The organism is Mucilaginibacter sp. P1_A3, from assembly GCF_056406855.1.
The window spans coordinates 58894-82743 of the sequence record NZ_JBFTZJ010000010.1; the positions used below are offsets into that span (position 1 = coordinate 58894).

Below are 23850 nucleotides of genomic sequence, written 5' to 3' on the forward strand. Positions count from 1 at the left end.
GATAATTACGGGGGCGCAAATAGGCGTCTTTACAAAACACTAATAATCTGTATATGAATACATCAGATAGCGCGAAATTTCCATTAGTAGTTATAATAGGTGGCGGCTTTGGTGGCCTGCAGGTAGCCAAAAAGCTGAAGGATAAACCTGTTGACATTTTAATGCTTGATAAGCATAATTACCATACCTTTCAGCCACTGCTATACCAGGTAACCATGGGTAGCCTCGAATCCGAGTCGATTGCCTTTTCATTGCGAAAAAACTTTTCGGGTCAAAAAAATTTCCGTTTTAGAATTGCCGAGGTATTAAAAATAAATGCCGAAAGCAATATCTTAGATACTACCATAGGCGAAATAGCCTACGATTACCTGGTGATAGCCACAGGATCAACCACGAATTTTTTCGGAAACAAAGAGATTGAAAAATTCTCAATGCCGATGAAATCCATTCCTGAGGCATTGAACCTACGGTACTCTATTTTGCAAAATATTGAAGAAGCCCTGCTTAAACCGAACAAACAAGAACGGGAAGCCCTGCTCACCTTTGTATTGGTAGGTGCCGGACCAACGGGCGTTGAGCTTTCTGGCTCATTGGCGGAGTTACGCAATCACGTACTGACCAAAGACTATCCCGAGCTAAAAAAGGAAGAAATGAAAGTATACCTTGTGGACTTTTTGCCAAAGGTATTGGGCCCCTTTTCTGATCAGGCCTCAAAAGCCGCTAAAGATTTCCTGACTGGTATGGGAGTTGAGGTACTGTTGGGCGTAAAGGTTGAAAGCTACGATGGTGATGAAATAAAATTTGAAGGAGGTAAAACCATCCGCACTAAAAATGTGATCTGGAGCGCGGGTGTAATGGGTGTAGTTCCTGAAGGTATAGAAGAAGACAACATTGAACGAGGCAACAGGATTAGGGTAGATAGTATTTGCCGGATGATTGGCAGTACCAACATCTTCGCCATTGGCGATGTAGCCGCCATGATCACCGATGAAACGCCTAAAGGCCATCCGGGCGTGGCACAGGTTGCCATTCAAATGGGCGCACACGTTGGTAAAACAATTGTGCAGCTTATCAATCACGAGCCAACTGCCCCTTTTAAATATTTTGATAAAGGTTCATTGGCAACCATTGGCCGCAATAAAGCGGTTGCGGATTTGGGTAAGATCAAGTTCCAGGGATTTTTTGCCTGGTTGGTATGGATGTTTGTGCACCTTATATCTCTTTTGGGCGGGCGGAACAAAGTGATCGTATTTATAAACTGGGTATTTAGCTATGTGAACTACAACGGTGGTACAAGGCTAATTATCCGCAAGTTTGAGCGTGAAGGCGTTACTAACGACATTCATTTACCCGAAACCGTAAATTGACGGTTCGTGTTACCGGTTGCGAGTTGCGGGTAAAAGCTTTAATGTAAATTGATGGTTCGTGTCGCCGGTTGCGAGTTGCCGGTTGCGAGTTGCCGGTAAAAGTTTTAATCTTGTATTAAATTAATTGATGTTTTGTTACCCGCAACACGAGCCACACAACACGAACCCGAAATGATCAAAATAACCGAATGTCCCCGCGACGCGATGCAGGGAATTGTACATTTTATCCCCACAGCTGTAAAAGCCGCTTATATTAACCTGCTTTTACAGGTGGGTTTTGATACGATAGACTTTGGGAGTTTTGTATCGGCCAAAGCCATCCCTCAACTACAGGATACAGCTGAGGTTTTAAGTAAGCTTGATTTAAATAATACCACTTCAAAACTGCTTGCGATAGTGGCCAATTATCGTGGGGCGGAAGAGGCCGTGAAGCATCCCGAGATAACTTATTTGGGCTATCCGTTTTCTATATCTGAAACTTTTCAGCTGCGCAATACCAATACCACGCTATCGCAGGCATTTGATAACGTTAAGCGCATGCAGGAATTGAGCATAGCTAATAATAAAAAACTGCTGGTTTACCTTTCCATGGGTTTTGGTAACCCTTATGGCGACGAATGGAACACCACCATTATTCACGAGTGGACTGATAAATTAGTAAACGAAGGCATTTATAACATAGCCCTGGCTGATACTATTGGCATTGCCAATGCAACACAGATCAGCAGTATTTACCCGGAATTATGCCGTCAATTTCCTAAAGCAGAATTTGGCATTCACCTGCACAGCACTCCTGATACCTGGCAGCCCAAAGTAGCGGCGGCCTATCAAAGTGGTTGCAAACATTTTGATACGGCACTAAAAGGTTATGGCGGCTGCCCTATGGCCAAAGACGACCTCACAGGCAATATTGCCACAGAAAACCTAATAGATTATCTAAAATCCCAAAACGAGCTCCTGGGGCTTAATTTTGATAAACTACAGGAAGCTTTGGATTATTCGGGGAGAGTGTTTTTGTAGATACGATTAGATGTGCAGATTTCAAATGTGCAGATATGCAGATGAAAAAATGAGTAATAGCTTTTTTATGACTGGAGCTCTCTGCCCCATCATTGCGAGTTTTACTATCCGGGCAACACTGAAAGGAAAATGACGCTTAAAAAGTTTGTCATCCTGAGGAACGAAGGATCTTCTTCGCCCTGCTCTTCGCCGACTTTTATAGTGAAGAAGATCCTTCACTGCGTTCAGGAAGACAACCGTTTTTACAAAACGTCATAGGTAGTTGTGAAATCCAGGAACTCTGAAGGTGGAAATGACAAGCGGTGAAAGACTTACGAAGTTTTTAAAACTTCGTAAGTCTGGGATTCAACAACTTGTCATAGGTAGGCACTATGCAATGACGGTTAGTGGGGCACACCTGGAACCTGAAATCCGCACACCTATCTCACAATCGCTTTTTTCGCTTTTGAAACTTTAGCTTTTACCGATTTATCAAAATTTTCCATAACCAGTACCGATGCGCCAATCAATTCGGCATCAAAACCGAGTTCGGATACCAGCAACTCTGTGCCGGCCGAAAGCCTTGGGATGCAATATTTATGAATAGCCTGTTGTATGGGTGCCATTAATATTTTGGCAACCTTTGCACCACGACCGCTCAATACAATGATGGCGGGGTTCATGATATGCACCAGGATGGCAAGGGCCTTCCCTATTTTATAACCTGCATCTGATAACAGTTCAATAGCAAACTGATCGCCATTGTTGGCTGCTTCCAGTATAGCATCACCCATCAATTTAGAGTGATCATTAATATTGTATTTTAAACTTGTAATGCGCCCTTGTTTAATACCGGCAACCGCCTTTTGGGCCACTACCAGCAATGATGCTTCAGCCTCCAGGCAACCACGCTTGCCACACTCGCAAAGTGCGCCATCCTCAGTTACCGGGATATGGCTTAACTCACCGGCAAAGCCATTATGGCCCCTGAACAACTTGCCATTCACGATCATCCCGAGGCCTATCCCCCAGCCCAGGTTAATAACCATCACTTCTTTTTGAGCTTTGGCAATGCCAAACTTTTGTTCGGCAAGAGCTATCAGGCTCGAATCATTATCGATATAAGTATCTATCCCGGTTTGATCGGTAAAATATTCCGTAAGGCTTTGTCCACCGGCATCAAGATAGGTGTAATTGATACCTTCGGTTACATTTACAAAGCCCGGCATTCCAATACCAATACCGGCTATTTTATCTTTTGGGATATCTGTTTGTTTAATATAAATATTGATTTGCTCAAGCAATTGTCCCAAAGCCTCGCTATTATTCAGGAGCTTCAACTCAAAAGTAAGCATATCGGCTACCGGGTTGTTGAGCAGATCAAAAAGCTGGATACGCGCCGTAAGCTGATCAAGTGCTATTGCCAATATATACATAGCATTAGCTTTTACCGAATACATCAATGGCCTACGACCACCGCTTGACGGGGCGTAACCGTCTTCAACTACAAAGCCTTCGTGCATCAATTCATTTATAGCTTTAGCTATTGACGGAATGCTTTTATCAAATAACTCGCTCAGTCCGGCACATGACATTGCTTTATTAAAGTAAAGCTTTTTGATAATCATGTTTTTTAGCTGACTGCCCCTCACACCTTTATTTTCGGGTTCCATTCAATAAGTAATAGTTAATGATTTTAAAAGGCCAAGCCTAAGTAATTAAAGTTTATAAAAATATAAATAAAGTATCATACTACAACTGTAAATATCACAGTTAGTAAAACTGATTAGCCGGCAAAAATAATCAAATGAAATAAATTGGAGATATTGCCTATAGAATAATTACAAGTTAGTTATACTAAGGCAACAGCCAAAACCTCCAACCATTCCAGTAGGAATTATATTGTTGTTCAAACTTCAGAAATTGATCCACTTCCGGCAGGTCGTGAGTCAATGCATAAGCACTATACTGACGAGTTGCGCCGAATTTACTCACCTTTTTGGTTTTAAGGTTGTAAACCATATATCCGTCTTCAATATCAGCGCATAAATTACCATCTTTAACTGTGTAAGCGTTAACAGGAATCTGATTGCTTGTGCCTTTGGGGATAAAATAAGCATATAAATCGCCCGCTTCCATGGTTTCCCAACGCCCAAGTGGGATACTATAACTGTCCCCTAACCCATGATCTCCATAATAGGTAAAAGAGAATATAAATAACAACACATAAATAATGATGTGAACCTGCTTAAATTTACCCCATCTAAACTCCGTGTCCCTCTTTTTTATTTGCAAAAATATCAATCGCCCTAAAAAAAATAACCCTGTATAAATACAGCTTAACATAGCTATCTTAAAAAGTTCGAAAATGAAATGTCCTAAAGCTTCCATGTGAAATAAATTTGGCAATAATATTAAAAGAACTTTGAATTACAAAGTTTAGTAAAATAAAGTAATTAATATTGTCGCTTCACACAGCCTCTCACTATTTTTCCTTTTGCATAAACATCCACCGCTGGCCCTCCAAATCGGCGGCGCGGTAACGAGTGCCGGGGTAACCTTCTTCCAATACAGATAAAATAGTTGCACCATTGCTTTCTGCATCTTCATAATGTTGTTTTACATCATCCACATAAACCAATACACCATTAATAATGTAGGGTACGCTGTAAGCTTTAGCAGCTATAGCGCAATTTTGAATATGATGTTTCGGGCTTTGATAATCGGGAGTTGGTTCAGCCAGCATAACTATACCACCGCCCATGGCTATCTCACCATGGCTCAGCCTACCGTTCTCGTCCACCATCCGGGTTACCTCAGTAAAACCGAAAACCTTGCATAACCATTCCATGGCAGCTATGCCATCCTCATAGGCCAGCATAGGTATTATTTGTTGGTTTGGTGTGCTCATTGTTACTTTAAATTAAGTCATTTTCTTCTTCTTTTAGCCGCCCCTTTTCAAATCAAAAATCACTTTGTAACAACTTCCTTTTTCATCACAGTGATAAAAAAGGAAGCTGCATTATTTGATGCTAAAAGTGTTTTACTTTTTACCATCTGCCCTACTCTACCTCAAACTCCTTCTTCAGCTTAATATCCTCCGATGAACTGCCTATCATCACCATAAACCTACCGGGTTCAACTGTCCAGTTCATGTTTTTATCCAGTAGGGCTAAATCGTCCGGGTGCAAGGTAAATTGGACTGTCTTTTTTTCGCCGGGTTTAAGATTGATGCGCTCAAAGCCGCGCAGATCGTATTCGTAAGTAGTTACGCTGCTTATCTCATCTTTAAGATATAGCTGTACCACATCATCGCCGGCGCGGGCACCGGTGTTGGTTACATCTACACTTACATGCACATCGCCCTGGGCATTTTCTTTTTCGGGAGATACTACCAGGTTACTGTATTCAAATTTAGTGTAGCTTAAGCCATAACCATAAGGGTACAAAGCACCATTTACACTGGTTTTACCCCAGCTGTTCTGGCCACCCTGCCCGGCCTGGGCATTTGGCTTAAACGGAAAATTAAATTCAATTTGCCCTGTAGTTTTAGGGAAGGTAATGGGCAGCTTACCGCCCGGATTGTTATCGCCAAAAAGGGTTTCGGCAATTACCTGCCCGCTTTGTACGCTTGGAAACCAGGCCTCCAAAATAGCGGGAACATATTTATTTTCCCAGTTGATGGTAAGCGGCTGCCCGTTTATCATCACCATTACCACTGGTTTGCCGGTAGCCTGTAAGGCCTGTATCAGCTTTAACTGGCGGCCCGGAAGGTTCAATCCTGTACGAGACAGACTTTCGCCTACCCTATCTACATCCTCGCCCACAACGGCTATAATAACGTCGGATTGTTTTGCCTGGACTACTGCAGAATCTATACTTGCCTGCTCCTGCGGGGTTAACGGTGTTTCAATGATCTCACTTTCGGGCCAGGTGGCATCAATCATATCGCAACCCTTGGTATAGTTTACCTTTACCCCTGCGCCAACATAGTTTTTAATCCCATTTAATATGTTAGTTACCGGATTATGTGAGGGACCGTACCTGCTAATGGCATAATTAGTTTCGGTAGCCAGCGGACCGGTTACCAGTATATTTTTAAGCTTACTTTTATCCAAGGGCAACAGATCGCCTTCGTTTTTAAGCAATACCATAGACTCCCGGTTCATTTTAAGCGACATCGCCGCATCATCTGCCGTATGCACAATTTTATCCGCAGCCTTTGGGTCTTTCACATAAGGGCTATCAAACAAACCCAACCGGAATTTTACCCGTAGTACATCCCCAACCCTGGAATCGATGATCTTCATCGAGATCTTATTTTCTTTGATCAGCTCCCGGAGAGGCAAAATAAACGTTTGCGGCATAGTGAAATTGGTGCGCACATTAAGACCTGCTTCAACGGCCTGCCTTACGGCTTCTTTGTAGTCGGCAGCTACGTGGTGTTTAGAGTACAGGAACTCAACAGCCTCGCTATCACTCACCACATAGCCGTTAAAGCCATATTGCTGGCGAAGCAACTGTGTTAAAAAGTAATAGCTGCCGGTTACAGGCACACCATCCCAATCGTTATAACTGCTCATTACGCCCATAGGGTGAGCCTCCTGTATTACCCTGCGAAAAGGATATAAGTACACCTGGTGCATTTCTCTCGGCGCCACGTGCGGATCGGTACGGGCACTGCCATCACGCCCTCCCTTGGGTACGCTATAAACCGCGAAGTGTTTTAAGGTTGATGCAACGCCTTCTTCCTGGATCCCCAGCACCATTTGCTTGCCCATTTCGGCAATATGGAAAGGATCTTCTCCGTAACACTCCACCACACGGCCCCAGCGTTGATCACGGGCAGGGTCAAGTATGGGGGCGTAAACATTAGTATATCCCAAAGCTTTTGCTTCGCGACCAACCGTTTGCCCGGCCTGGCGCACCAGTTGCTTATCAAATGTGCTGCCTATGCCTATAGGTGCCGGTAATGGTGTTGCACGATCATGATTTAAGCCATGGATACCTTCATTGGTAAAATCAACCGGAATGCCCATCCGGGTTTCTTCAACAAACCATTTCTGGATAGTATTTATAGCCGACGCATGTTTGCTGAATGGAAATGAATATTGTGTTGGCGCATCATCAGTATGCGAGGTAAGGTTATTCAACTCCTCATCAATATTAGCTATGCCATCCTTCCAGATCTCGTTTTTCCAGTTGGGGATGGGCATTTCATCTTTAAGTACGCGCTTGTAGCCATACAGGGTAGCCATCTGGCAGGTTTTTTCCTCAACATTCATTTGGCTTAACAGATCGGCAACCCGTTTATCAATGGGTTGTGATGCATCTTCAAATAAATCCATCTTACCATTCTTATTAAAATCTATCCAGCCCTTATGGTAAATATTTTTTTGTTGTGCCGATGCCGTAAGGCAAAGTCCGGCAGCCAGTGCCGATGCCATGCAGATGCGTGGCAGGTAATACTTTTTTCTCATGTAGATGAATTGCGGTTAGTATTTCAAATATAGGAGATTATAATAATGCATTGTAAAAATAACACTAAGGTGTAGAGAAAATGTAGAGGCCCCCCAACCCCCTAAAGGGGAAGTTTTTAATTGGCGTTGTGTATAAAAGCACAATAAATTATTCGTAGACCTTAGCCCCCCTCAAAATATCTGCAAATACGTTCCACGATGGTATATCTGAGTTCACTTGTTGATGGGTATTATCATAATATCCCTGGATATCGTTGGCGTATGCCGATAAAGCCCCTAAGAAATCGTCCAGCGTTTTATTTTCCCATTCGGCACTATTCAACTTTAAATCATCTCTTAACAATTTCACAAAGTCAACAAACGATTTTCGATCAGGTATTTCATTATATAACATACAGTCTGTGTTATTTTAGCATCTAAGATATGCTATATGGAACAATTTAGAACTTCCTTCAGGGAGCCGAGAGGCCCAGCGTCTTCCTAAAAAACGCCACTGCCAAACTATCCACTTTTAAATATACCTGGCGCCTGTCCATAGATACATCATTTGTAAAATAAACGGGCGCTTCTTTTTTAATGGGTTCAATAGCTTTATCCTTCATCTATTAGTCCTTTATCCTTCATCCATTAGTTCTTTGTCTCTTTTTATTAAAATAAATTAAAATGTTTTCAATTCACAATCGTCTCTATCTTTAAAGGAATAATAAATTGATAACCGCCGTAATGCCCGAAGACAAAAACAGTCACATTATACATACAATAAAAGCGTATGGTAAAAGCCTGTTGAGTTTTATCCGCCGGAGGGTAAAAAATGATGCTGATGCTGAAGACATTCTGCAGGATGTATGGTACCAGTTCAGCTCGGTGATTAATTCTGAGCCTATTGAACAAACAAGCGCCTGGTTATACCGTGTTGCACGCAATAAAATAACCGATAAACATAAAAAGAAAACAGAGACGCTGTTGGATGATATGCTTGCCACTGATGAGGACGAGGAGGAAACAGAAAATTTTAAAGCTATCCTGTTTGCCGAAACCAATACCCCCGAAACAGAATACTTGCGCAACCTATTTTGGGAGGAATTATTTTTAGCACTTGATGAATTGCCTGACGAGCAGAAGCAGGTTTTTATATGGCAGGAACTGGAAGATGTTCCGTTTGAGGAGATCGCTAAACGTACCGGGCAAAACATTAATACATTAGTATCCCGGAAACGTTATGCAGTGCTTCACCTCCGTAAGCGGCTTAAGCAGCTATACCTTGAAATTACAGAATATTAAAAGATTTAAAACATTAAAAGACAATGAAAAGAACATTTTATAAATGGCGGTTCATATTTATACCTATCGGGATAGCCGCTTTCCTAACGCTCATCAGCTTTGTGGTGATGCAGTTATGGAACAATTTATTACCGGGAATTTTACATGTTGGCGCTATTACTTTTTGGCAGGCCATGGGCATATTCATTTTATGCAAAATACTGTTTGGCTTTGGCAAAGGAGGCAAGCCCGGATGGGGCGGCGGCGGTAACCCATGGATGCGTAAACGGATGGAAGAACGCTTTAAAAACATGAGTGCCGAAGAACAGGAAAGATTTAAAGCCAAAATGCGCGATCGTAATTGCGGTTGGGATAACCATGGCCGATTTGGCCGCCCATGGGATAATTTTAACCCGGAGCAGGAAAGCAAAGAAAAACAGGATTAATGAGTAGTAAATGGTGAGTGGAGGGCAGCAAGCTTCTTCACTCACATTTACTTACTGATACTTGATACCATTTACTTGATACTAAAAAACTACCTATTATGGATGTACTGGTATTTACAACAAATGTTAAGGAAAAAAAGCAGGTGAGCAAGGTAACCACCCTGCTCACCAAAGTTCCGGCAATTGCCCAATGGAATTTTGACCTGGAAGATTGTGACAATATACTGCGGATAGAATCCGATGGACTCTCTCCCCGTTACATTGAATGGCTGTTAATAAGAGCCGGCATCCATTGCCGCGAACTTGAATACTAAATTTTGCGATGACTCCTGCTTTAGAACGTGCACTAATCCGCTGGGTGCTCATTATTTTATGTGTACCGGTAGTTGGATACTTTTATGGACCAATTGAAAACCGGCTATACGCAACAACGCCGGTTAAATGGATATTTTTACCCATGATTTTGCTATCTGCCTTTTGGCTGTGGAAAGGGCATTGGTTAAAAAGTAAATTTAAAAACCCAATGCGCTAATCTACTTTTTAGCCGGGCTGTTAATCTCTATCCAATACCCATCAGGATCCTGGAAATACAGCTGCAACACACCGTCTTTTCGTAACGTTGGCTCTTTGCTATCGCCAATCCAGTTACTGTAAGGGATGTTTAGCTTATCTAATGTTTTAGCAAATTCTGCTACAGATGTAACCGAAAAACACAAGTGCTCTGCCTTAATATGCACACCTGCGCAATTACCCTGTATGGCATGTAATTTCACATGGTTACCCAGGCTATACCATTGGTGCACAGTATCGGCAAATGGATTTGATACTTTTTGCAAATGCATAACATCGGTATAAAAGGCTGTACTCTTTTTAAGATCTTTTACACAAATTGCAATATGATCAACCACAGGCACCACATCTGAGCCTGATTGGGCAAAGCATAAAACAGGCAATAAAAACATACTAATGGTTAACCCAAGTATAACTTTTTTGGGATTACAGTTTTGGAGATTACTAAAAAGGCTCATTTAAGTTTTTGGTTTTAAAAACTTAAAGATATGTGTTTAAGTAACACTAAGATTAATAACACAGAAATATTACTTAGTAGGATACCTGCTGCGTTATATTAAGGTCGGGTACAAAATTAACCGTATTATTCGTGTTCCAATCGTCAATATCAATTAAGCCTGCGCGGGTTTGGTAGTGGCCATTATCATTGGGGCATTTAACAACATACAACCCATCTGCAGCCGGCTCAATTACCGGACGTGCCCCACATATCTTACAAAACTTGCAGCAGATGGTTTTTGGTATGTTGATATAACCCCTCATATACTATTGTTTACGTGTAATATTGGTATCTGGTTGCTCTAAATACAACTTTAAATAAAGAAATATGTTCTGGCATTTATTCAGCTAATGGTAGCCTGTCAATTAACTTAAATAGGCCGGTTTGATATTAATTGTTTTTATTTACATTTATAATGATGCTACCAGATACCGAACAACTAAAAATTACTTATAAAAATTTACCTGATGATAAGCTCATGCGCCTGGCTGTTGCCGAAGCAACCAGCTTAAGGCCCGAAGCACTTGAAATATTACAAGCCGAGATTAAAAGCCGCGGTTTGGATAATGACATTGTAAACAGTGTAAATGCCCAATTGATTGATACCGGCAGTAAGGAATTTGATGATTACATTTCCCTTATCCGCAACCAGCCCTGCCCTGCCTGCAACAGTACTCATCAGCCGTTAAACGCGGCAGTAATTGGCACGGTAAAAAGCTTCATATTGCTAACCCGTTACAAAAAGAAGTTAATGATAGCATGCCCTACCTGTTTACAGCAGGCAAATCAAAGCGGTACCTCTACTACAGCTTTGTTAGGATGGTGGGGATTGCCATGGGGCATTATCAGGTCAACACAGGCATTGATCAGCAACATCAAAACAGCAAAAAAAATCAAGTCGACTGAGCCAACAGATTCACTAATCGCATTTGTAAAAACAAACATCGGCATTATTGAGAGCCTCCGTAAAAACAAGCAATCATTACAAGCTATGTTAGATAGTGTAAATAAGCGATAATACCCTTAAACCATGAACGTGCATAAACCAAACCAATCAGCCATTATATATACAGTTATTCTGGCCCTGATAGTTTGGTTTTCTATAATTTTGCAGTTTTTTATCTCCACCCAGGCATACCTGCATGACGGCCGAACCTTTGGAGGAGCCGTTGTACAAATATTTAGCTATTTTACTATCCTGAGCAATATACTAGTTGGATTATGCCTCCTTGCTATAACACTGAAATCAACGTCGGCATTTCAAAAATTTTTCACGAGCACCAGCTTGATTACGGCAACAGCACTTTATATAACCATTGTTGGATTGGTATACAATAGTGTTTTGCGGGGATTATGGTTACCGAAAGGCATATTCAGAGTTACGGATGAGTTAACACATGCTTTTAATCCATTGGCGTTTGTAATTTTTTGGCTGTTTTTTGTAACGAAGGAAAAACTAATTGTGTTACAGGGATTAAAATGGCTTTTGTTCCCATTCTTGTACCTGGTTTACGTACTTATTCGCGGCTCCCTATATCACTTGTATCCATACCCTTTCCTGGATGTTGACAAATTGGGTTATCAAAATGTAGCAATCAACTCCGCTTTTGTAATGATTGCTTTTTTGATTTTTGGTTTGGTATTTTTTTTCCTTAATAACAGCATATCATCCAAATCGGCTGCATCAAATAACCCTGTGGCTTAATATTCCCCTAATTAAAAGACCTTCAAAACAGTATTGTAACATTTTAGTAGATGAACCTGCTCAAATTAAACTATGAGTATCAGTGCGTGTTTAATCTGTATATCTATTAAAAAGTTAAAATACAGTTTATGAAAACTAAAATATCCCACTCCATAGCATTGCTTTTATTGGCGGCAATAGGCTTTACAAGTTGTTCTGTTGAAAACCGTGAACACAGAAGGCACCGCCATCAAGAACAGGTACGAGTACACGAACGCGTAATTATCAACAACTAATTATTTTAAAACTATATAAATCAATAAAAAATGAAAACCATAAAAGTATTAATGATAGCCATCATAGCTTTGTTCACTTTTGAAGGAGCAAAAGCGCAGGTTGTAGTAAAAACAAGGGTAAGTGCACCTGTGCATCGCCATTATTATCACCGCCCTTACCACAGAGCTGTTGTTGTAACCAGAACCATACATCGCCCGCGTTATCACAGAGCAGTTGTAGTTAGGCACAGGCCGGTTGTGGTTAGGCATGCTTATTACCATCCGCACAAACGTGTAGTTGTACGTACCGTTACCAGGTAATTTTAAAGAAGCCCATAAAAGCAAAAAGCCCCGCGTTTTAAAACGCGGGGCTTTTTGCTTTTATGGTATATTAACAGGCTAAACCTAAATTTTGTGATAATGCTTAATCGTTCCAGAAATGATTAAACGGTGATGATGGCCCAAGTTTATTTTTAATAAATATATCGTCCTCTTTTTGCAGGCAATGGTTAGTATAAACGTCCTCATCGGCGTTTACTTTAATAATGCTGCCTTCAATGCGTTCAACAATGGTTGATATAGTAATAACTTCGTTGTCGGGGATTTGAATTGTTAATATTGCCATGGGTATTGATGTTTAAAATGGATAATCAAAAATATGTGTTTGTATTTAAAGCTTTGTTTGATAAAAGTAAAAATTAATCATTTGATTAACTTTTATCTTTAAAATGTAAATCATAAACGCCACGAGCTTAAAGTGTATTATTAATTACTGTTGAGTTTAACAAACTTTAACAATAACCGGGGCCTATCCCCTCAACCAGTTCCCTCTCCATTCTTTTGAAACAGACCGAAATGGGGCATCGAAGCTAAATTTTACCGCCGCAATTGCCTATCATTTACTAAATTGCCTATCTATACCCTATATTTATGCACGGCAGTGGTTTTATTAAAGTATTTCTAATTATTTCGGCTATCAGTTTATTGTTTGACTGGTATGTTTTTGCCGGGCTGAAAACCCTAACCGCCAACTGGGCATCTCTACTCTGGCGTAATATTGTTTTATGGGGATACCTGTTAACGTCTGTTGGCGTAACCGCACTGCTGTTAATTGGCTTTGGCGCCTTTAGCACAGCAAGTGGTATGCGGCCTTTTCATGAATGGATCCTGAGTTTATTCCTCACCTTTTTTGTAACCAAACTGGTTTTCATAATCGTTTTGTTTTTGGGCGATATAGGCCGTTTTTTTGTGGGTTTGTTTAACCTGGCAAGTGCCAAAGGTAGCGTATCGCCATTCCCTGCCAGGCGTAAATTCATTAGCCAGGTAGCGGTATTGGTGGCGGCAGTGCCATTTACCTCTTTTTTTTACGCGATGTTTAAAGGCAAATACGATTACAAACTGCACCGTACCACGTTATATTTTGATGACCTGCCCGATGCTTTCGACGGCTTTACCATTACCCAGCTATCAGATATCCACTCCGGAAGTTTTGATAATACCGAAGCTATGCAAAAAGGCATTGATTTGGCTAAAGCGCAAAAAAGCGACCTTTTTGTTTTCACCGGCGATTTAGTAAACAATTCGGCTACAGAAATTGAACCCTATATTGATAGATTTGGCGCTATAAAAGCCCCATACGGCCAGTTCTCCATATTGGGCAACCATGATTATGGTGATTACATTCAATGGAACAGCGCGCAGGAAAAAGCAGCCAACCTTAATAAACTAAAGCAACACCACAAAGCTTTAGGGTATCGGCTCCTGTTGGACGAAAACGTGACCATAGAAAAAGACGGTCATAAAATATCACTTATTGGTATCCAAAACTGGGGCCGTGGCTTTGCACAAGTTGGCGACCTTAATAAAGCTTTGCAAGGTGTACCAACTGATGCCTTTAAAGTACTGCTATCACATGACCCTACCCATTGGGAGGAGCAGGTGCGTTACAACCCAACAAACATTCATCTTACACTATCAGGCCATACGCATGGTGCGCAGTTTGGCATAGAGATCCCGGGATTTAAATGGAGCCCCGTTAAATACAAGTACGTTGACTGGGCGGGCCTTGCTAACGAAAAAAACCGATACCTGTATGTAAACCGCGGCTTTGGCTTTTTGGCTTTCTCCGGCAGGCTGGGCATCTGGCCCGAGATTACTGTTATTGAGTTAAGGAAAAAGGCATAACACAAAATCCTGAATTTTCAGGATCATCCTTTTAGTTCTGCCACAATAATTTCGTTGCCATAAAGATCATAGCAATGAAAAAAGCTATAATCATCAGCATAAACAGGAACTTGTTTTATTTTAACGTTATTCGTCGTTAATTTTTGATATAACGCATCCAGGGCATTGGTATACATTACAAATACAGGCTCCCCATTGGTTTGATTGCCAACCCGGTTATCGGCAGATTTTAAAAACCATATCCCTGTTGCAGAAACATCATCACCTACATGTAAAAAACGCTGGCCTTCTGTTGTGGTATAGTCAACCAACACTTTACAATCAAAGTTTAACTGGTAAAATTTTAAGGCATCTTCATAATCATTAACGAGGATAACGATTCGGCCGATTTGGTTTCTTATTTGCATTTCAGGTTAGGTTTATTGATCAAATATAACAAAGTTAATTTATGGCAAGGTTTTTATGCTTATCTCCATAATTTTAAATTAACCATCAACATTATGGCAACTCACAACGTAAAAAAGATAGGGAAACAGGAAACAGAAGTACAAACCGTACATTCTGTATGGGAAGTGATGAAACCCTTTGTTCATTTTGGTTTAAAAGCTACCGGATTAATTGCAAATACATTAATCACTATTGTTAAAAACATCCCTAAGCCAGATAACCACAAACAACCTCAACATAAGAACGATAAGATCATCAAAATCTAATCTGCATCTAAAACTATAATAATTAATCTGATATTCCACAGGGGTATATTCACCTTTTACACCGTATTTTAACGGTGTAAAATACGGTGTTTTCACGGGTTGACCGCGCTTTATATATTTCAGAGATTTGACGTCATCAATCCTTTGATATTTACAACATGCCCATACAAATAACAGGTATTCACAAAACTAATAATGAGTATGACAATCCATACCTGTCTATCAATTCATTGATGTGGGTGGATGATAATACTCAAAACAGGGGCATTACCACAAGGGACGTACTTTTTGATTGGATAAATGATAACGGCATGGCTTACATTCTTGATGATGAAGGCAATAAATTCAATCTTATTACTGCCACAACAAAAAGTGGCTTTAAATACGTAAGGACCGTTCTCGACGAGACAAAATCAGACAAACTGCTAAATTTTTTGGCGCCAAGATAATTAATAACAAACCTAAACCTTCGTTTTTACACCTAAACCTTACCTATGTACACCCGTCATGTTTTGACGGGTGTTTTTTTATGCAATGATATTTGAGGTTCAATCTCTTAAAAAGAGATATTCTTTGGCTCAGTACCAATAAAACTAAATTATCATCCCTGTGTTTATCAGGAACATGGATCGTTTACAACAAAAACTGGAAAAAATTGGTCGTGACCCAAAAGTTACAGCAAAGGCTGTTGGCTTGCGATATGTATCAGACTCCTTTCCGGGTTATACCCGCAAAAAAGCAGGTAAAGGATGGTGTTTTTATGATGCGGATGGCGCGTTGGTTAAGGACGCGGAGGTAATTTCACGCTTCAAAAAGCTGGTAATCCCTCCTGCTTATACCAATGTGTGGATCTCGCCATATGCAAATGGCCATCTTCAGTTTACGGGTACTGATGCCGTAGGTCGTAAACAATATCGTTACCATGCAGGCTGGAACCAGATCCGTAATCTAAGTAAATATCATCGACTGCAAACGTTCGCTGGGTATTTGCCTGCCATTCGTGAACAGGTTGATAAAGATCTTAACCGGCACAAGCTCGATCATGAAAAAGTGGTGGCACTGGTAGTACGATTAATGGAGCTAACCAGCATCCGTGTGGGTAACGAATCATATAAAAAACTATATGGTTCATTTGGTTTAACCACTTTACAAAACAGGCATGTTGACATTAGCGGCTCGAACATTAAATTTGAATTCAAAGGCAAAAAAGGCGTTTTTCATAAAGTTGCCCTGCAAAGTAAAAAGCTGGCCCGACTGGTGAAACAATGCCGCGACATACCGGGGAAAGAACTTTTTCAATATTATAATGAAGCCGGTGAACGCTGCAGTATAGGCTCGGGCGATATCAACAATTACCTGAAAGAAATAACCGGCGAAGATTTCACCGCTAAAGATTTCCGTACGTGGGCGGGTAGTGTAAGCGCCTTATATGCATTTAAAGAAGCCGGCGAATTTGACAGCATAACAGAATGCCGCAGAAAAATAGTAAGCGTATTAGATGAAGTAGCCATCAACCTGGGTAACACCCGTACTGTATGTAAAAAATACTATGTACACCCAACGGTAATAAAAAGCTACGAAGAGGGAACTATTTTTAAATATATCAGCGAGATTAATGAGCAGGAAGATGTAAAAGCCGCCGAGCTTAACCTGGCCGAAAAAGCCTTATTAAAACTCCTTGAAACAGAAAAACTGGCTGTGGCCAGTTGATTTCTTGTTTACAATAAGTTATGTCGATTTAGATTTGGCCAGCTGGGTTGATTAAGTTTAGAGAAAGAAAATTCATTATTAACTATTAACTGATCCTAAATCAACTTAATCTAACCCAGTCGGCCCCTTGCTTGATATTTATTTTTTCTTCTTTAAGCTAATCATGATAACACCTTGTTTGGCTTTGTCGCCATATTTTTTTACGGCGGCATCATCTTTTAAAACACTCACGCTATCAATATCATTAGGATTAAGCTCTTTCATTCCTTTTGATGAAGCTTCTTTACCATCAATCAGGATCAGCGGACTTGCCTTTGTGCTATCAGCGGTTTTACGAATGTAGATTACACGAGGGCTGGTCGCCGCCATTATGGTATCATTAACGCTTTTGCCGTTTACTACAATTGTTTTAATTGCCGGGCTGGTGCTCCAGCCGCTAACTGTTGCCGTTGAAGTACCGCTGGCGTTAATTCTTTTAGTAATGGTTACGTTTCTGGAAACAGCGGCTGTAACCCCAACTACCTTTGCAATATCGCCTTCAGCGTTATCATCCTCAATTGTGTTGGCGGCAACGGCATTGGTGACAACCCCATTTATTTTGATATCTGATTTAATTACCTGATTATTTTTACCAGCAATAATTACTTTGGTAATTGATTTTCCTGAAACGCCTGGAACACGGGGTGTAACGTTATAATTATAATAAACGGTTTTTGCTTTTCCAGCGCCATTTTTCAATGTATCGCTTACAATTTTAAAGTCGCTAACCATCACTTTTTGTACATCTCCCTTTAAGTCCACATCAGGAAAGTTAGTAGCTGTAGCAACATCCACACCTGGGTGAACCTTTAAATAACTATCCAGCTTTTCCTTTAATTTTTGCCCTGCTACGGAGTTTTTGGTAGTTATAAACACAACCTGCACATTTTCTTTATACTTCTCCTTAACGAATTGCGCAGCCTGCTTACCATCTAAAACATAAGTGCCCGTGATACTATTAGGATCAACATTTTTTGCGTTTCCCTTTTCTCCATTGATATAGTACACCGAAGTATCGCTGTCTGTTATTACAGTAAAGGTTGTTTTTGAAGTATCCCCTTTTACCGGTTTTGAAACGAGTTTAAGTGTGTCGGCTTTCTTTGCCATATTCACGTGTATAGCATTTGCAAATGGCTTAACTGCATTTGCGAGGGTAATTTTAATAGGTTTCACAAAATCAGCCTTTGAAATACTGAAAACCAGCAACAGTGCAACAACTGCCGGCACTAAAAAAGCATAGCGGGTTAGGTTTATTTTTGAAGATCTTTTAGCATTCATCATGATGATACGTTTTTTTATGGTTGATAAATTGAAATGATTAACTATGCCGGGTTGGGTATTATTAAAACTTACCGAAACCAGGCTATACTGATAAGTTTTACTATCGATGCCTTTTTTAAGGATCTTTTGATCGGTTATGAATTCAATATTTTCGCGAATGGCTTTTTTCATGAGCCAGATACCGGGGTTAAACCAGTAAAAAATACTGCTAAACTCGGCCAGTAAAATATCGGCGGTATGCCATTGGTTTACGTGCACTTGTTCATGTAACAATATGGCCTTGAGGTCAGTTGGCTCGTGGTTGGCAGGGTTTACAAAAATGCTTTGCCAGAACGAGAATGGCGCTATATCCTGATCCATCACCCTTACCTGGTGGTTGCCAATGGTGGCCGGTTGCGAGCTTTTATATAACCGGTATAAGGAAAACAACTGTATAAATAACCGTACGGCAAGGAAGGCCGCCCCTACCCAGAATATTACTTCTACATAAAACCAATAGTTTGGGTTATCAACCTGTTTTACCAGCGCCTGCGCCGGAGCCTGCCAGTTAATTACAACCCGTTGAACCGGCCTGGCCAAAGCCTGGTGCTGCTGAACAAAATCGTTCAGGTTTATCCTGGGGTAAATACTTGCAAACAGAATAGCTGTAAGCAGATAAAAGCGGTTAAGGGTATAAAAGGTAAGATGCCTCAATACCAGGTAATAACCAGCGCAAAACAATAATAAAGCAACATTTACTTTAAGTAAAAAAACAAACAATGCTGGCATGGCTTTATGGTTTATTGTTTTTCAATCAGTTTAATAATCTCCTGCAGATCACTGGCGCTCAGTTTCTTTTCTTTAGCAAAAAAAGTAACCAGATCTTTATATGAGTTTTGGAAGTAATCACTCACAAAACCACTCATAAAGCGCTTTTTATATTCCTCCTCCTTTATCGCAGCGCTGTAACGCAGCGAGTTTCCCATTTTTTCACTCTTCAAAAAGCTTTTGCGTTCCAGGTTTTTTATGGTTGAGGCCAGTGTGGTATATGGTGGCTTGGGCTCGGCCATCTGGTCAAGAAAATCTTTTATAAAACCAGCACCGCTTTGCCACACTGCCTGCATAGCTTCCTCTTCCTGTTTAGATAATTTTTCCATTCTAATTACGATTGTTTCGTAAAGCTACGAACATTTCGTAATTAACAAAATAATTTAACAATTTTTAACGAGGCGGGCTTTTTGTTATAGCTAACTTATGGAACTTGTCTCGGTACCCCACATGCAAAGTATGCAACAGAGAAGTGTACAGGTGATGGCCGCCTGTGCTATATAGAGTGCCGAAACAAGTTCGGCACCACCTCAGGGTCAGAAGAATTATAAAAGTGAGCTAATCTATTTTAATCCCCTTATAGTACTCAGCAGCCTTATAATCCTTACGAAGCGGGAAACCTTCCCAGTCATCGGGTAACAATATACGGCGCAGATCGGGGTGATTGGTGAAGAAAATACCTAAAAGGTCGTAAGCTTCGCGTTCATGCCAGTCGGCAGTACGATAAACGCTGGTTATGCTTTTAAATTCAGGGAGTTGATCGCTTTCGCGGTCATGTGGTTTGCTTATTTTTAATGTAAGCTGTGTTTTATAGGGGATTGATGTTAAATGATAAACCACACCGTAACGGTTAGTTTCATCATTATAATGTACCCCACTAATGCTTGATAGGAAATCAAAGTAGGTTTCGGGATTGTTCCTCAACTCCAGGCATACGATGTCAATATCATCAGGATTAATAAGCAAGGCGGGTTGCAGCCCGCCAGTTTCTTCGCCTGTAATTACAGCCTCACCAAATTTTTGGATGAGTAATAATTTGATATCGTTAAACATCATGGAGCCAAACGTACTTTTTTCCAGGTCTTTTTGTCGGTTCTTTTATAAAGGATACGGTCATGCAATCTGCTTGGCCTTCCCTGCCAAAACTCTACCATTTGTGGTTTTAAAATATAACCGCCCCAGTATGATGGCTTTGGCACTTCCTTACCTTCATATTCAGTTTCCAGTTGAGTCATTTTCTCCTCCAGCGCGCTACGGTCATCAATCTCCTGGCTTTGCGGCGATACTAAAGCACCTAGCTGGCTGTCTTTTGGGCGCGAGTGGAAATATCTTTCAGATTCCTCCTTGCTTAATTTTTCAATAGTACCTTCAATACGTACCTGGCGTTCAAGTTCGCCCCAGAAAAAAGTTATAGCTCCCTGCGGATTTTTAGTGATTTCTTTACCTTTACGGCTTAAGTAATTGGTATAAAACACAAAACCCGCATGATTAAAGCCCTTTAATAAAAGTACCCGTGCTGATGGCTTTCCTGTAGATGTGGCAGTAGCCAGTATCATTGTATTAGGTTCTGGCAATTCTGCGGCTAAGGCTTCGTTAAACCATTGTTCAAACTGGTTTATCGGGTCGGCTTTGGTGCTATTTTCCAATAAAGTTGCGGCAGAATAATCCTGCCTTAAATTTTGTAATTCCTGCTGATCCATTTGTGCAAACTTACAAATTAATTAATCCGTATACATTGAATACAATTCATTTTCATAAATGAACATATTTTTATTATGATTGTTGTGTCATTTAAATATAAACCTTTATGCTAAGTCTTATTTCGGCTGCCGCAGGGCGTTTACTTATTTCGGAACCATTTATGATGGATCCGAACTTCAAAAGATCAGTTATTATACTAACCGAATTTTCACCCGATGGCGCTATGGGCTTTATTTTAAACCACCAGGGCGAATATATGCTTGGTGATGTATTGCCTGATGTTTCCTATTCAGAAATGCCGGTTTATGAAGGTGGCCCGGTAGCTAAAAACACATTGCATTTTATACACTGTGTTCCCGAAAAGCTTGAAGGCGGGATCGAAATTGCCCCCGGCTTATTCTGGGGTGGCGATTTTGAAGTGGTAAAAAAACTGGTTGGTAATTACCAGCTTAATGAATCCGAGATCAAATTTTTTGCAGGCTACTCCGGCTGGACCGCGCAGCAGCTGGACGAAGAGATCAATGCCGACAGTTGGATAGTATCTGATAAATTTAAAGCCGAAAGCCTTTTCAGCAACGACGAACATAATCTTTGGAAAGAAGTAGTAATTAATTTAGGTAACCGATATGCCCATATTGCCAACTTTCCAGAAAACCCGGCTTTAAACTGAGTTTGCAGTTGCTATTTTACTGAACCCCTACCCTGTCTGAATCAGAATTTTCAGAATTAAAGAATTTTCAGAATTTTGACTAACTTGGTTGGCCTCTCAAAAAAACTGCAAACTGCAAACTGCTAACTGCTAACTGCAAACTGCAAACTGCAAACTGCTAATTGCTAACTGCAAATTGCAAATTGCTAACTGCTAACTGCTAACCTTCCATTTCCTTTGCAGATTCCTCTACTTTTTTCTTCAGATCGTCTTTAAAATCAATAAGGTTCTTAACCAGGTACTCATCGGCTGTTGATAATATTTGCGCGGCCAGTATACCTGCATTTTTGGCGGCGTTGAGCGCTACCGTAGCCACCGGAATACCATTGGGCATTTGCAGGATAGACAGGATAGAATCCCAACCATCTATAGAGTTACTTGATTTTACAGGCACTCCAATAACAGGCAAGTGTGTTAATGATGCCACCATGCCCGGCAAATGTGCTGCACCGCCGGCGCCCGCAATAATCACCTTTATACCACGATCTGCAGCTGCACGTGCGTAGCTAAACATTCTATCAGGTGTGCGGTGTGCCGATACCACGGTGATCTCGTAATCAACACCTAATTCTTTTAATACATCGGCCGCATCCTGCATAATATGCAAATCGGATTTGCTGCCCATGATGATGGCTACTTTTGGTTCTTTATTGTTCATGGCTCTTTTATTTAATCGTGTTGCGTATTCCAGCCTTACGAAGTTTTAAAAACTTCGTAAGGCTTTCGTCGCTTGTCATTTCCCCTTTAGGTGTCGGGTTCCTACCACTACCTATGACATATTTAATCATGCATTCTAAAATGGCCTGTCACCCTGAGCCTGTCGAAGGGCGCGCGCAGAGGCCTTTGCCCACATGCTTCGACAGGCTCAGCATGACAACCTTTTTTTTAATGTCTTTCCTATTCAGGTTTTCGCGAAACTCTAGCACTCGCAGCAATGTCATTTATTAATACTCTGCTAACTTATCACTTTAAGCGTCTTCTGCACAAATCTCGCCTTCTCAATTGCTTTCTCCCTATCTATATCAACAATCGTAACATGACCCATCTTCCTGAATGGTTTGGTCAATGCCTTGCCGTACAGGTGGATATATACTCCTGGTACTTTCATTACCTTCTCTATCCCCTGGTAAATTGCAGGCCCTTCGTAACCGGTTTCGCCCAAAACGTTTACCATAATGGCGTTGTTCAGGCAGGCGGTATCACCCAATGGCTGGTTAAATATGGCTCGTAAATGTTGTTCAAACTGCGAAACCACATTACCCTCAATAGTTTGGTGCCCGCTATTGTGCGGACGTGGGGCCAATTCATTCACCAATATTTTGCCATGTTTATCTAAAAACATTTCTACAGCCAGTAAACCAACAATTTTCAGGCTTTCGGCTATCTTTTTGGCTATTTGCTCGGCTTGTTGGTGTATCTCAAAAGGCAAAGTTGATGGCGATATCAAAAACTCCACCAGGTTTGCTTCGGGATTAAACTCCATTTCTACCAGCGGGAAAGCGCTCACTTCACCGTTTTCATTACGGGCAACGATAACACCAATTTCCTTTTCAAAATCAATCCATTTTTCAATCAGGCTGGGCTCTTTAAAAGCTTTATCCAGGTATGTTGCATCAAGCACTTTGTAAACGCCTTTACCATCATAACCATCCCGGCGCAGCTTTTGTATGTAAGGGAACGGGATGTAGCTTTGCTGTAATTGTTGTGGCGATGATATGATCTGGAAATCAGCAGTCGGAATATCATTTTCCTTAAAAAACTGCTTTTGCAAACCTTTATCCTGTATCAGCCTGATAATGCGCGATTGCGGGTAAACCATCACCCCTTCTTTTTCCAGCTGTTCAAGTGCATCCACGTTAACCTTTTCAATTTCGATGGTTAGCAGATCAACAGTTTTACCGAAATTGTAAACGGTTTCATAATCGCCCAGCGAACCTACAGTAAACTCATCGCACAGTTTTCGGCACGGTGCTTCACGGTCCGGATCAAGAATTTTAACCGTAACATTATAATTTATAGCCTGTTGTATCAGCATGCGCCCTAACTGGCCGCCGCCCAAGATACCCAATTTTAGATCTCCGTAAAATGCTTTCATTTGATGTTGCAAGTTTACCTGAAATCTTTCA

General features: G+C 40.9%; 30 protein-coding genes. 14 read left to right on the top strand and 16 right to left on the bottom strand.

Annotation, left to right across the window (positions count from 1 at the left end):
- The first annotated feature begins 53 nt into the window (after positions 1-53).
- On the top strand, positions 54-1367 hold the full coding sequence (locus AC1D0K_RS21460; RefSeq protein WP_477443425.1) for an NAD(P)/FAD-dependent oxidoreductase: 1314 nt from the start codon (positions 54-56) through the stop codon (positions 1365-1367).
- 171 nt (positions 1368-1538) lie between these two features.
- Positions 1539-2387 carry a hydroxymethylglutaryl-CoA lyase gene (locus AC1D0K_RS21465; protein WP_477393656.1) on the top strand — a complete coding sequence of 283 codons (849 nt, stop codon included), beginning with the start codon at positions 1539-1541 and terminating at the stop codon, positions 2385-2387.
- Positions 2388-2806: 419 nt separating this feature from the next.
- On the opposite strand, the gene AC1D0K_RS21470 is transcribed toward AC1D0K_RS21465, so the two are convergent.
- The 6 genes from AC1D0K_RS21470 to AC1D0K_RS21495 form a co-directional block, all read right to left on the bottom strand.
- On the bottom strand, positions 2807-4039 hold the full coding sequence (locus AC1D0K_RS21470) for an ROK family protein (protein ID WP_477393658.1): 1233 nt from the start codon (positions 4037-4039) through the stop codon (positions 2807-2809).
- A gap of 184 nt (positions 4040-4223) precedes the next feature.
- Positions 4224-4757, bottom strand: a complete 534-nt coding sequence (locus AC1D0K_RS21475; RefSeq protein ID WP_477393660.1) for a hypothetical protein — start codon at positions 4755-4757, stop codon at positions 4224-4226.
- A 94-nt stretch (positions 4758-4851) separates the two neighbouring features.
- Positions 4852-5277: a VOC family protein gene (locus AC1D0K_RS21480; protein ID WP_477393662.1), complete on the bottom strand. Its 426-nt coding sequence runs from the start codon at positions 5275-5277 to the stop codon at positions 4852-4854.
- 151 nt (positions 5278-5428) lie between these two features.
- The gene (locus tag AC1D0K_RS21485) at positions 5429-7846 is read right to left on the bottom strand and encodes a glycoside hydrolase family 3 N-terminal domain-containing protein (protein WP_477443427.1); all 2418 of its coding nucleotides are present in this window, start codon (positions 7844-7846) and stop codon (positions 5429-5431) included.
- Positions 7847-7994: 148 nt separating this feature from the next.
- A complete protein-coding gene (locus tag AC1D0K_RS21490) occupies positions 7995-8240 on the bottom strand; it encodes a DUF7660 family protein (protein WP_477443429.1) in 246 nt (81 codons plus the stop codon).
- A 58-nt stretch (positions 8241-8298) separates the two neighbouring features.
- Positions 8299-8448 carry a hypothetical protein gene (locus AC1D0K_RS21495; protein ID WP_477393668.1) on the bottom strand — a complete coding sequence of 50 codons (150 nt, stop codon included), beginning with the start codon at positions 8446-8448 and terminating at the stop codon, positions 8299-8301.
- Between the two features lie 121 nt (positions 8449-8569).
- Between AC1D0K_RS21495 and AC1D0K_RS21500 the strand changes: the two genes are divergently transcribed.
- The 4 genes from AC1D0K_RS21500 to AC1D0K_RS21515 all read left to right on the top strand — a co-directional run bounded on the left by AC1D0K_RS21500 (position 8570) and on the right by AC1D0K_RS21515 (position 10084).
- Entirely contained in the window at positions 8570-9127 is a 558-nt protein-coding gene (locus AC1D0K_RS21500) for an RNA polymerase sigma factor (protein WP_477393670.1), read from the top strand.
- Positions 9128-9150: 23 nt separating this feature from the next.
- Complete coding sequence (locus tag AC1D0K_RS21505) at positions 9151-9552, top strand: hypothetical protein (protein ID WP_477393672.1); 402 nt, start codon at positions 9151-9153, stop codon at positions 9550-9552.
- 98 nt (positions 9553-9650) lie between these two features.
- A complete protein-coding gene (locus AC1D0K_RS21510; RefSeq protein WP_477393674.1) occupies positions 9651-9866 on the top strand; it encodes a hypothetical protein in 216 nt (71 codons plus the stop codon).
- 8 nt (positions 9867-9874) lie between these two features.
- A complete protein-coding gene (locus tag AC1D0K_RS21515) occupies positions 9875-10084 on the top strand; it encodes a hypothetical protein (RefSeq protein WP_477393676.1) in 210 nt (69 codons plus the stop codon).
- Between the two features lies 1 nt (position 10085).
- Here AC1D0K_RS21515 and AC1D0K_RS21520 read toward each other — a convergent pair whose 3' ends face one another.
- Both AC1D0K_RS21520 and AC1D0K_RS21525 read right to left on the bottom strand, forming a co-directional pair.
- Complete coding sequence (locus AC1D0K_RS21520; protein WP_295716609.1) at positions 10086-10580, bottom strand: VOC family protein; 495 nt, start codon at positions 10578-10580, stop codon at positions 10086-10088.
- Between the two features lie 73 nt (positions 10581-10653).
- Positions 10654-10884, bottom strand: coding sequence for a hypothetical protein (locus AC1D0K_RS21525; protein ID WP_477393679.1), 231 nt, complete (start codon positions 10882-10884; stop codon positions 10654-10656).
- A gap of 152 nt (positions 10885-11036) precedes the next feature.
- On the opposite strand from AC1D0K_RS21525, the gene AC1D0K_RS21530 reads away from it, so the two are divergent.
- The 3 genes from AC1D0K_RS21530 (at position 11037) to AC1D0K_RS21540 (ending at position 12901) form a co-directional block, all read left to right on the top strand.
- Complete coding sequence (locus tag AC1D0K_RS21530) at positions 11037-11639, top strand: hypothetical protein (protein ID WP_477393681.1); 603 nt, start codon at positions 11037-11039, stop codon at positions 11637-11639.
- Between the two features lie 12 nt (positions 11640-11651).
- Complete coding sequence (locus tag AC1D0K_RS21535; RefSeq protein WP_295716614.1) at positions 11652-12326, top strand: Pr6Pr family membrane protein; 675 nt, start codon at positions 11652-11654, stop codon at positions 12324-12326.
- A gap of 305 nt (positions 12327-12631) precedes the next feature.
- Entirely contained in the window at positions 12632-12901 is a 270-nt protein-coding gene (locus AC1D0K_RS21540; protein WP_295716615.1) for a hypothetical protein, read from the top strand.
- A 103-nt stretch (positions 12902-13004) separates the two neighbouring features.
- Here the strand turns inward: AC1D0K_RS21540 and AC1D0K_RS21545 are convergent, their stop codons facing one another.
- Positions 13005-13205 (bottom strand): hypothetical protein, encoded by a 201-nt coding sequence (locus tag AC1D0K_RS21545; RefSeq protein ID WP_295712994.1) that lies wholly within the window; start codon positions 13203-13205, stop codon positions 13005-13007.
- Between the two features lie 305 nt (positions 13206-13510).
- Between AC1D0K_RS21545 and AC1D0K_RS21550 the strand changes: the two genes are divergently transcribed.
- On the top strand, positions 13511-14764 hold the full coding sequence (locus AC1D0K_RS21550) for a metallophosphoesterase (RefSeq protein ID WP_477393684.1): 1254 nt from the start codon (positions 13511-13513) through the stop codon (positions 14762-14764).
- A gap of 23 nt (positions 14765-14787) precedes the next feature.
- Here AC1D0K_RS21550 and AC1D0K_RS21555 read toward each other — a convergent pair whose 3' ends face one another.
- Entirely contained in the window at positions 14788-15171 is a 384-nt protein-coding gene (locus AC1D0K_RS21555; RefSeq protein WP_477393686.1) for a VOC family protein, read from the bottom strand.
- Between the two features lie 93 nt (positions 15172-15264).
- On the opposite strand from AC1D0K_RS21555, the gene AC1D0K_RS21560 reads away from it, so the two are divergent.
- The 3 genes from AC1D0K_RS21560 (at position 15265) to AC1D0K_RS21570 (ending at position 17187) form a co-directional block, all read left to right on the top strand.
- Complete coding sequence (locus tag AC1D0K_RS21560) at positions 15265-15477, top strand: hypothetical protein (protein WP_477393688.1); 213 nt, start codon at positions 15265-15267, stop codon at positions 15475-15477.
- Between the two features lie 158 nt (positions 15478-15635).
- On the top strand, positions 15636-15926 hold the full coding sequence (locus AC1D0K_RS21565) for a DUF3892 domain-containing protein (RefSeq protein WP_295712983.1): 291 nt from the start codon (positions 15636-15638) through the stop codon (positions 15924-15926).
- 175 nt (positions 15927-16101) lie between these two features.
- A complete protein-coding gene (locus tag AC1D0K_RS21570) occupies positions 16102-17187 on the top strand; it encodes a DNA topoisomerase IB (RefSeq protein ID WP_477393690.1) in 1086 nt (361 codons plus the stop codon).
- Between the two features lie 138 nt (positions 17188-17325).
- Here the strand turns inward: AC1D0K_RS21570 and AC1D0K_RS21575 are convergent, their stop codons facing one another.
- From AC1D0K_RS21575 to pdxH, 4 genes are all read right to left on the bottom strand, one after another.
- The gene (locus AC1D0K_RS21575; protein WP_477393692.1) at positions 17326-19275 is read right to left on the bottom strand and encodes a M56 family metallopeptidase; all 1950 of its coding nucleotides are present in this window, start codon (positions 19273-19275) and stop codon (positions 17326-17328) included.
- An 11-nt stretch (positions 19276-19286) separates the two neighbouring features.
- Entirely contained in the window at positions 19287-19643 is a 357-nt protein-coding gene (locus AC1D0K_RS21580; protein ID WP_477393694.1) for a BlaI/MecI/CopY family transcriptional regulator, read from the bottom strand.
- Positions 19644-19872: 229 nt separating this feature from the next.
- A complete protein-coding gene (locus AC1D0K_RS21585) occupies positions 19873-20370 on the bottom strand; it encodes an NADH-quinone oxidoreductase subunit C (RefSeq protein WP_477393696.1) in 498 nt (165 codons plus the stop codon).
- Positions 20367-21014 carry a pyridoxamine 5'-phosphate oxidase gene (gene pdxH / locus AC1D0K_RS21590; protein WP_295712971.1) on the bottom strand — a complete coding sequence of 216 codons (648 nt, stop codon included), beginning with the start codon at positions 21012-21014 and terminating at the stop codon, positions 20367-20369. The genes AC1D0K_RS21585 and pdxH overlap by 4 nt, the downstream gene beginning before the upstream one ends.
- A gap of 107 nt (positions 21015-21121) precedes the next feature.
- Between pdxH and AC1D0K_RS21595 the strand changes: the two genes are divergently transcribed.
- Positions 21122-21685, top strand: coding sequence for a YqgE/AlgH family protein (locus AC1D0K_RS21595; RefSeq protein WP_295712968.1), 564 nt, complete (start codon positions 21122-21124; stop codon positions 21683-21685).
- A 199-nt stretch (positions 21686-21884) separates the two neighbouring features.
- Here AC1D0K_RS21595 and purE read toward each other — a convergent pair whose 3' ends face one another.
- Positions 21885-22382 carry a 5-(carboxyamino)imidazole ribonucleotide mutase gene (gene purE / locus AC1D0K_RS21600; protein ID WP_477393699.1) on the bottom strand — a complete coding sequence of 166 codons (498 nt, stop codon included), beginning with the start codon at positions 22380-22382 and terminating at the stop codon, positions 21885-21887.
- Positions 22383-22679: 297 nt separating this feature from the next.
- Positions 22680-23819 carry a 5-(carboxyamino)imidazole ribonucleotide synthase gene (locus AC1D0K_RS21605; protein ID WP_477393701.1) on the bottom strand — a complete coding sequence of 380 codons (1140 nt, stop codon included), beginning with the start codon at positions 23817-23819 and terminating at the stop codon, positions 22680-22682.
- Positions 23820-23850 lie beyond the last annotated feature (31 nt).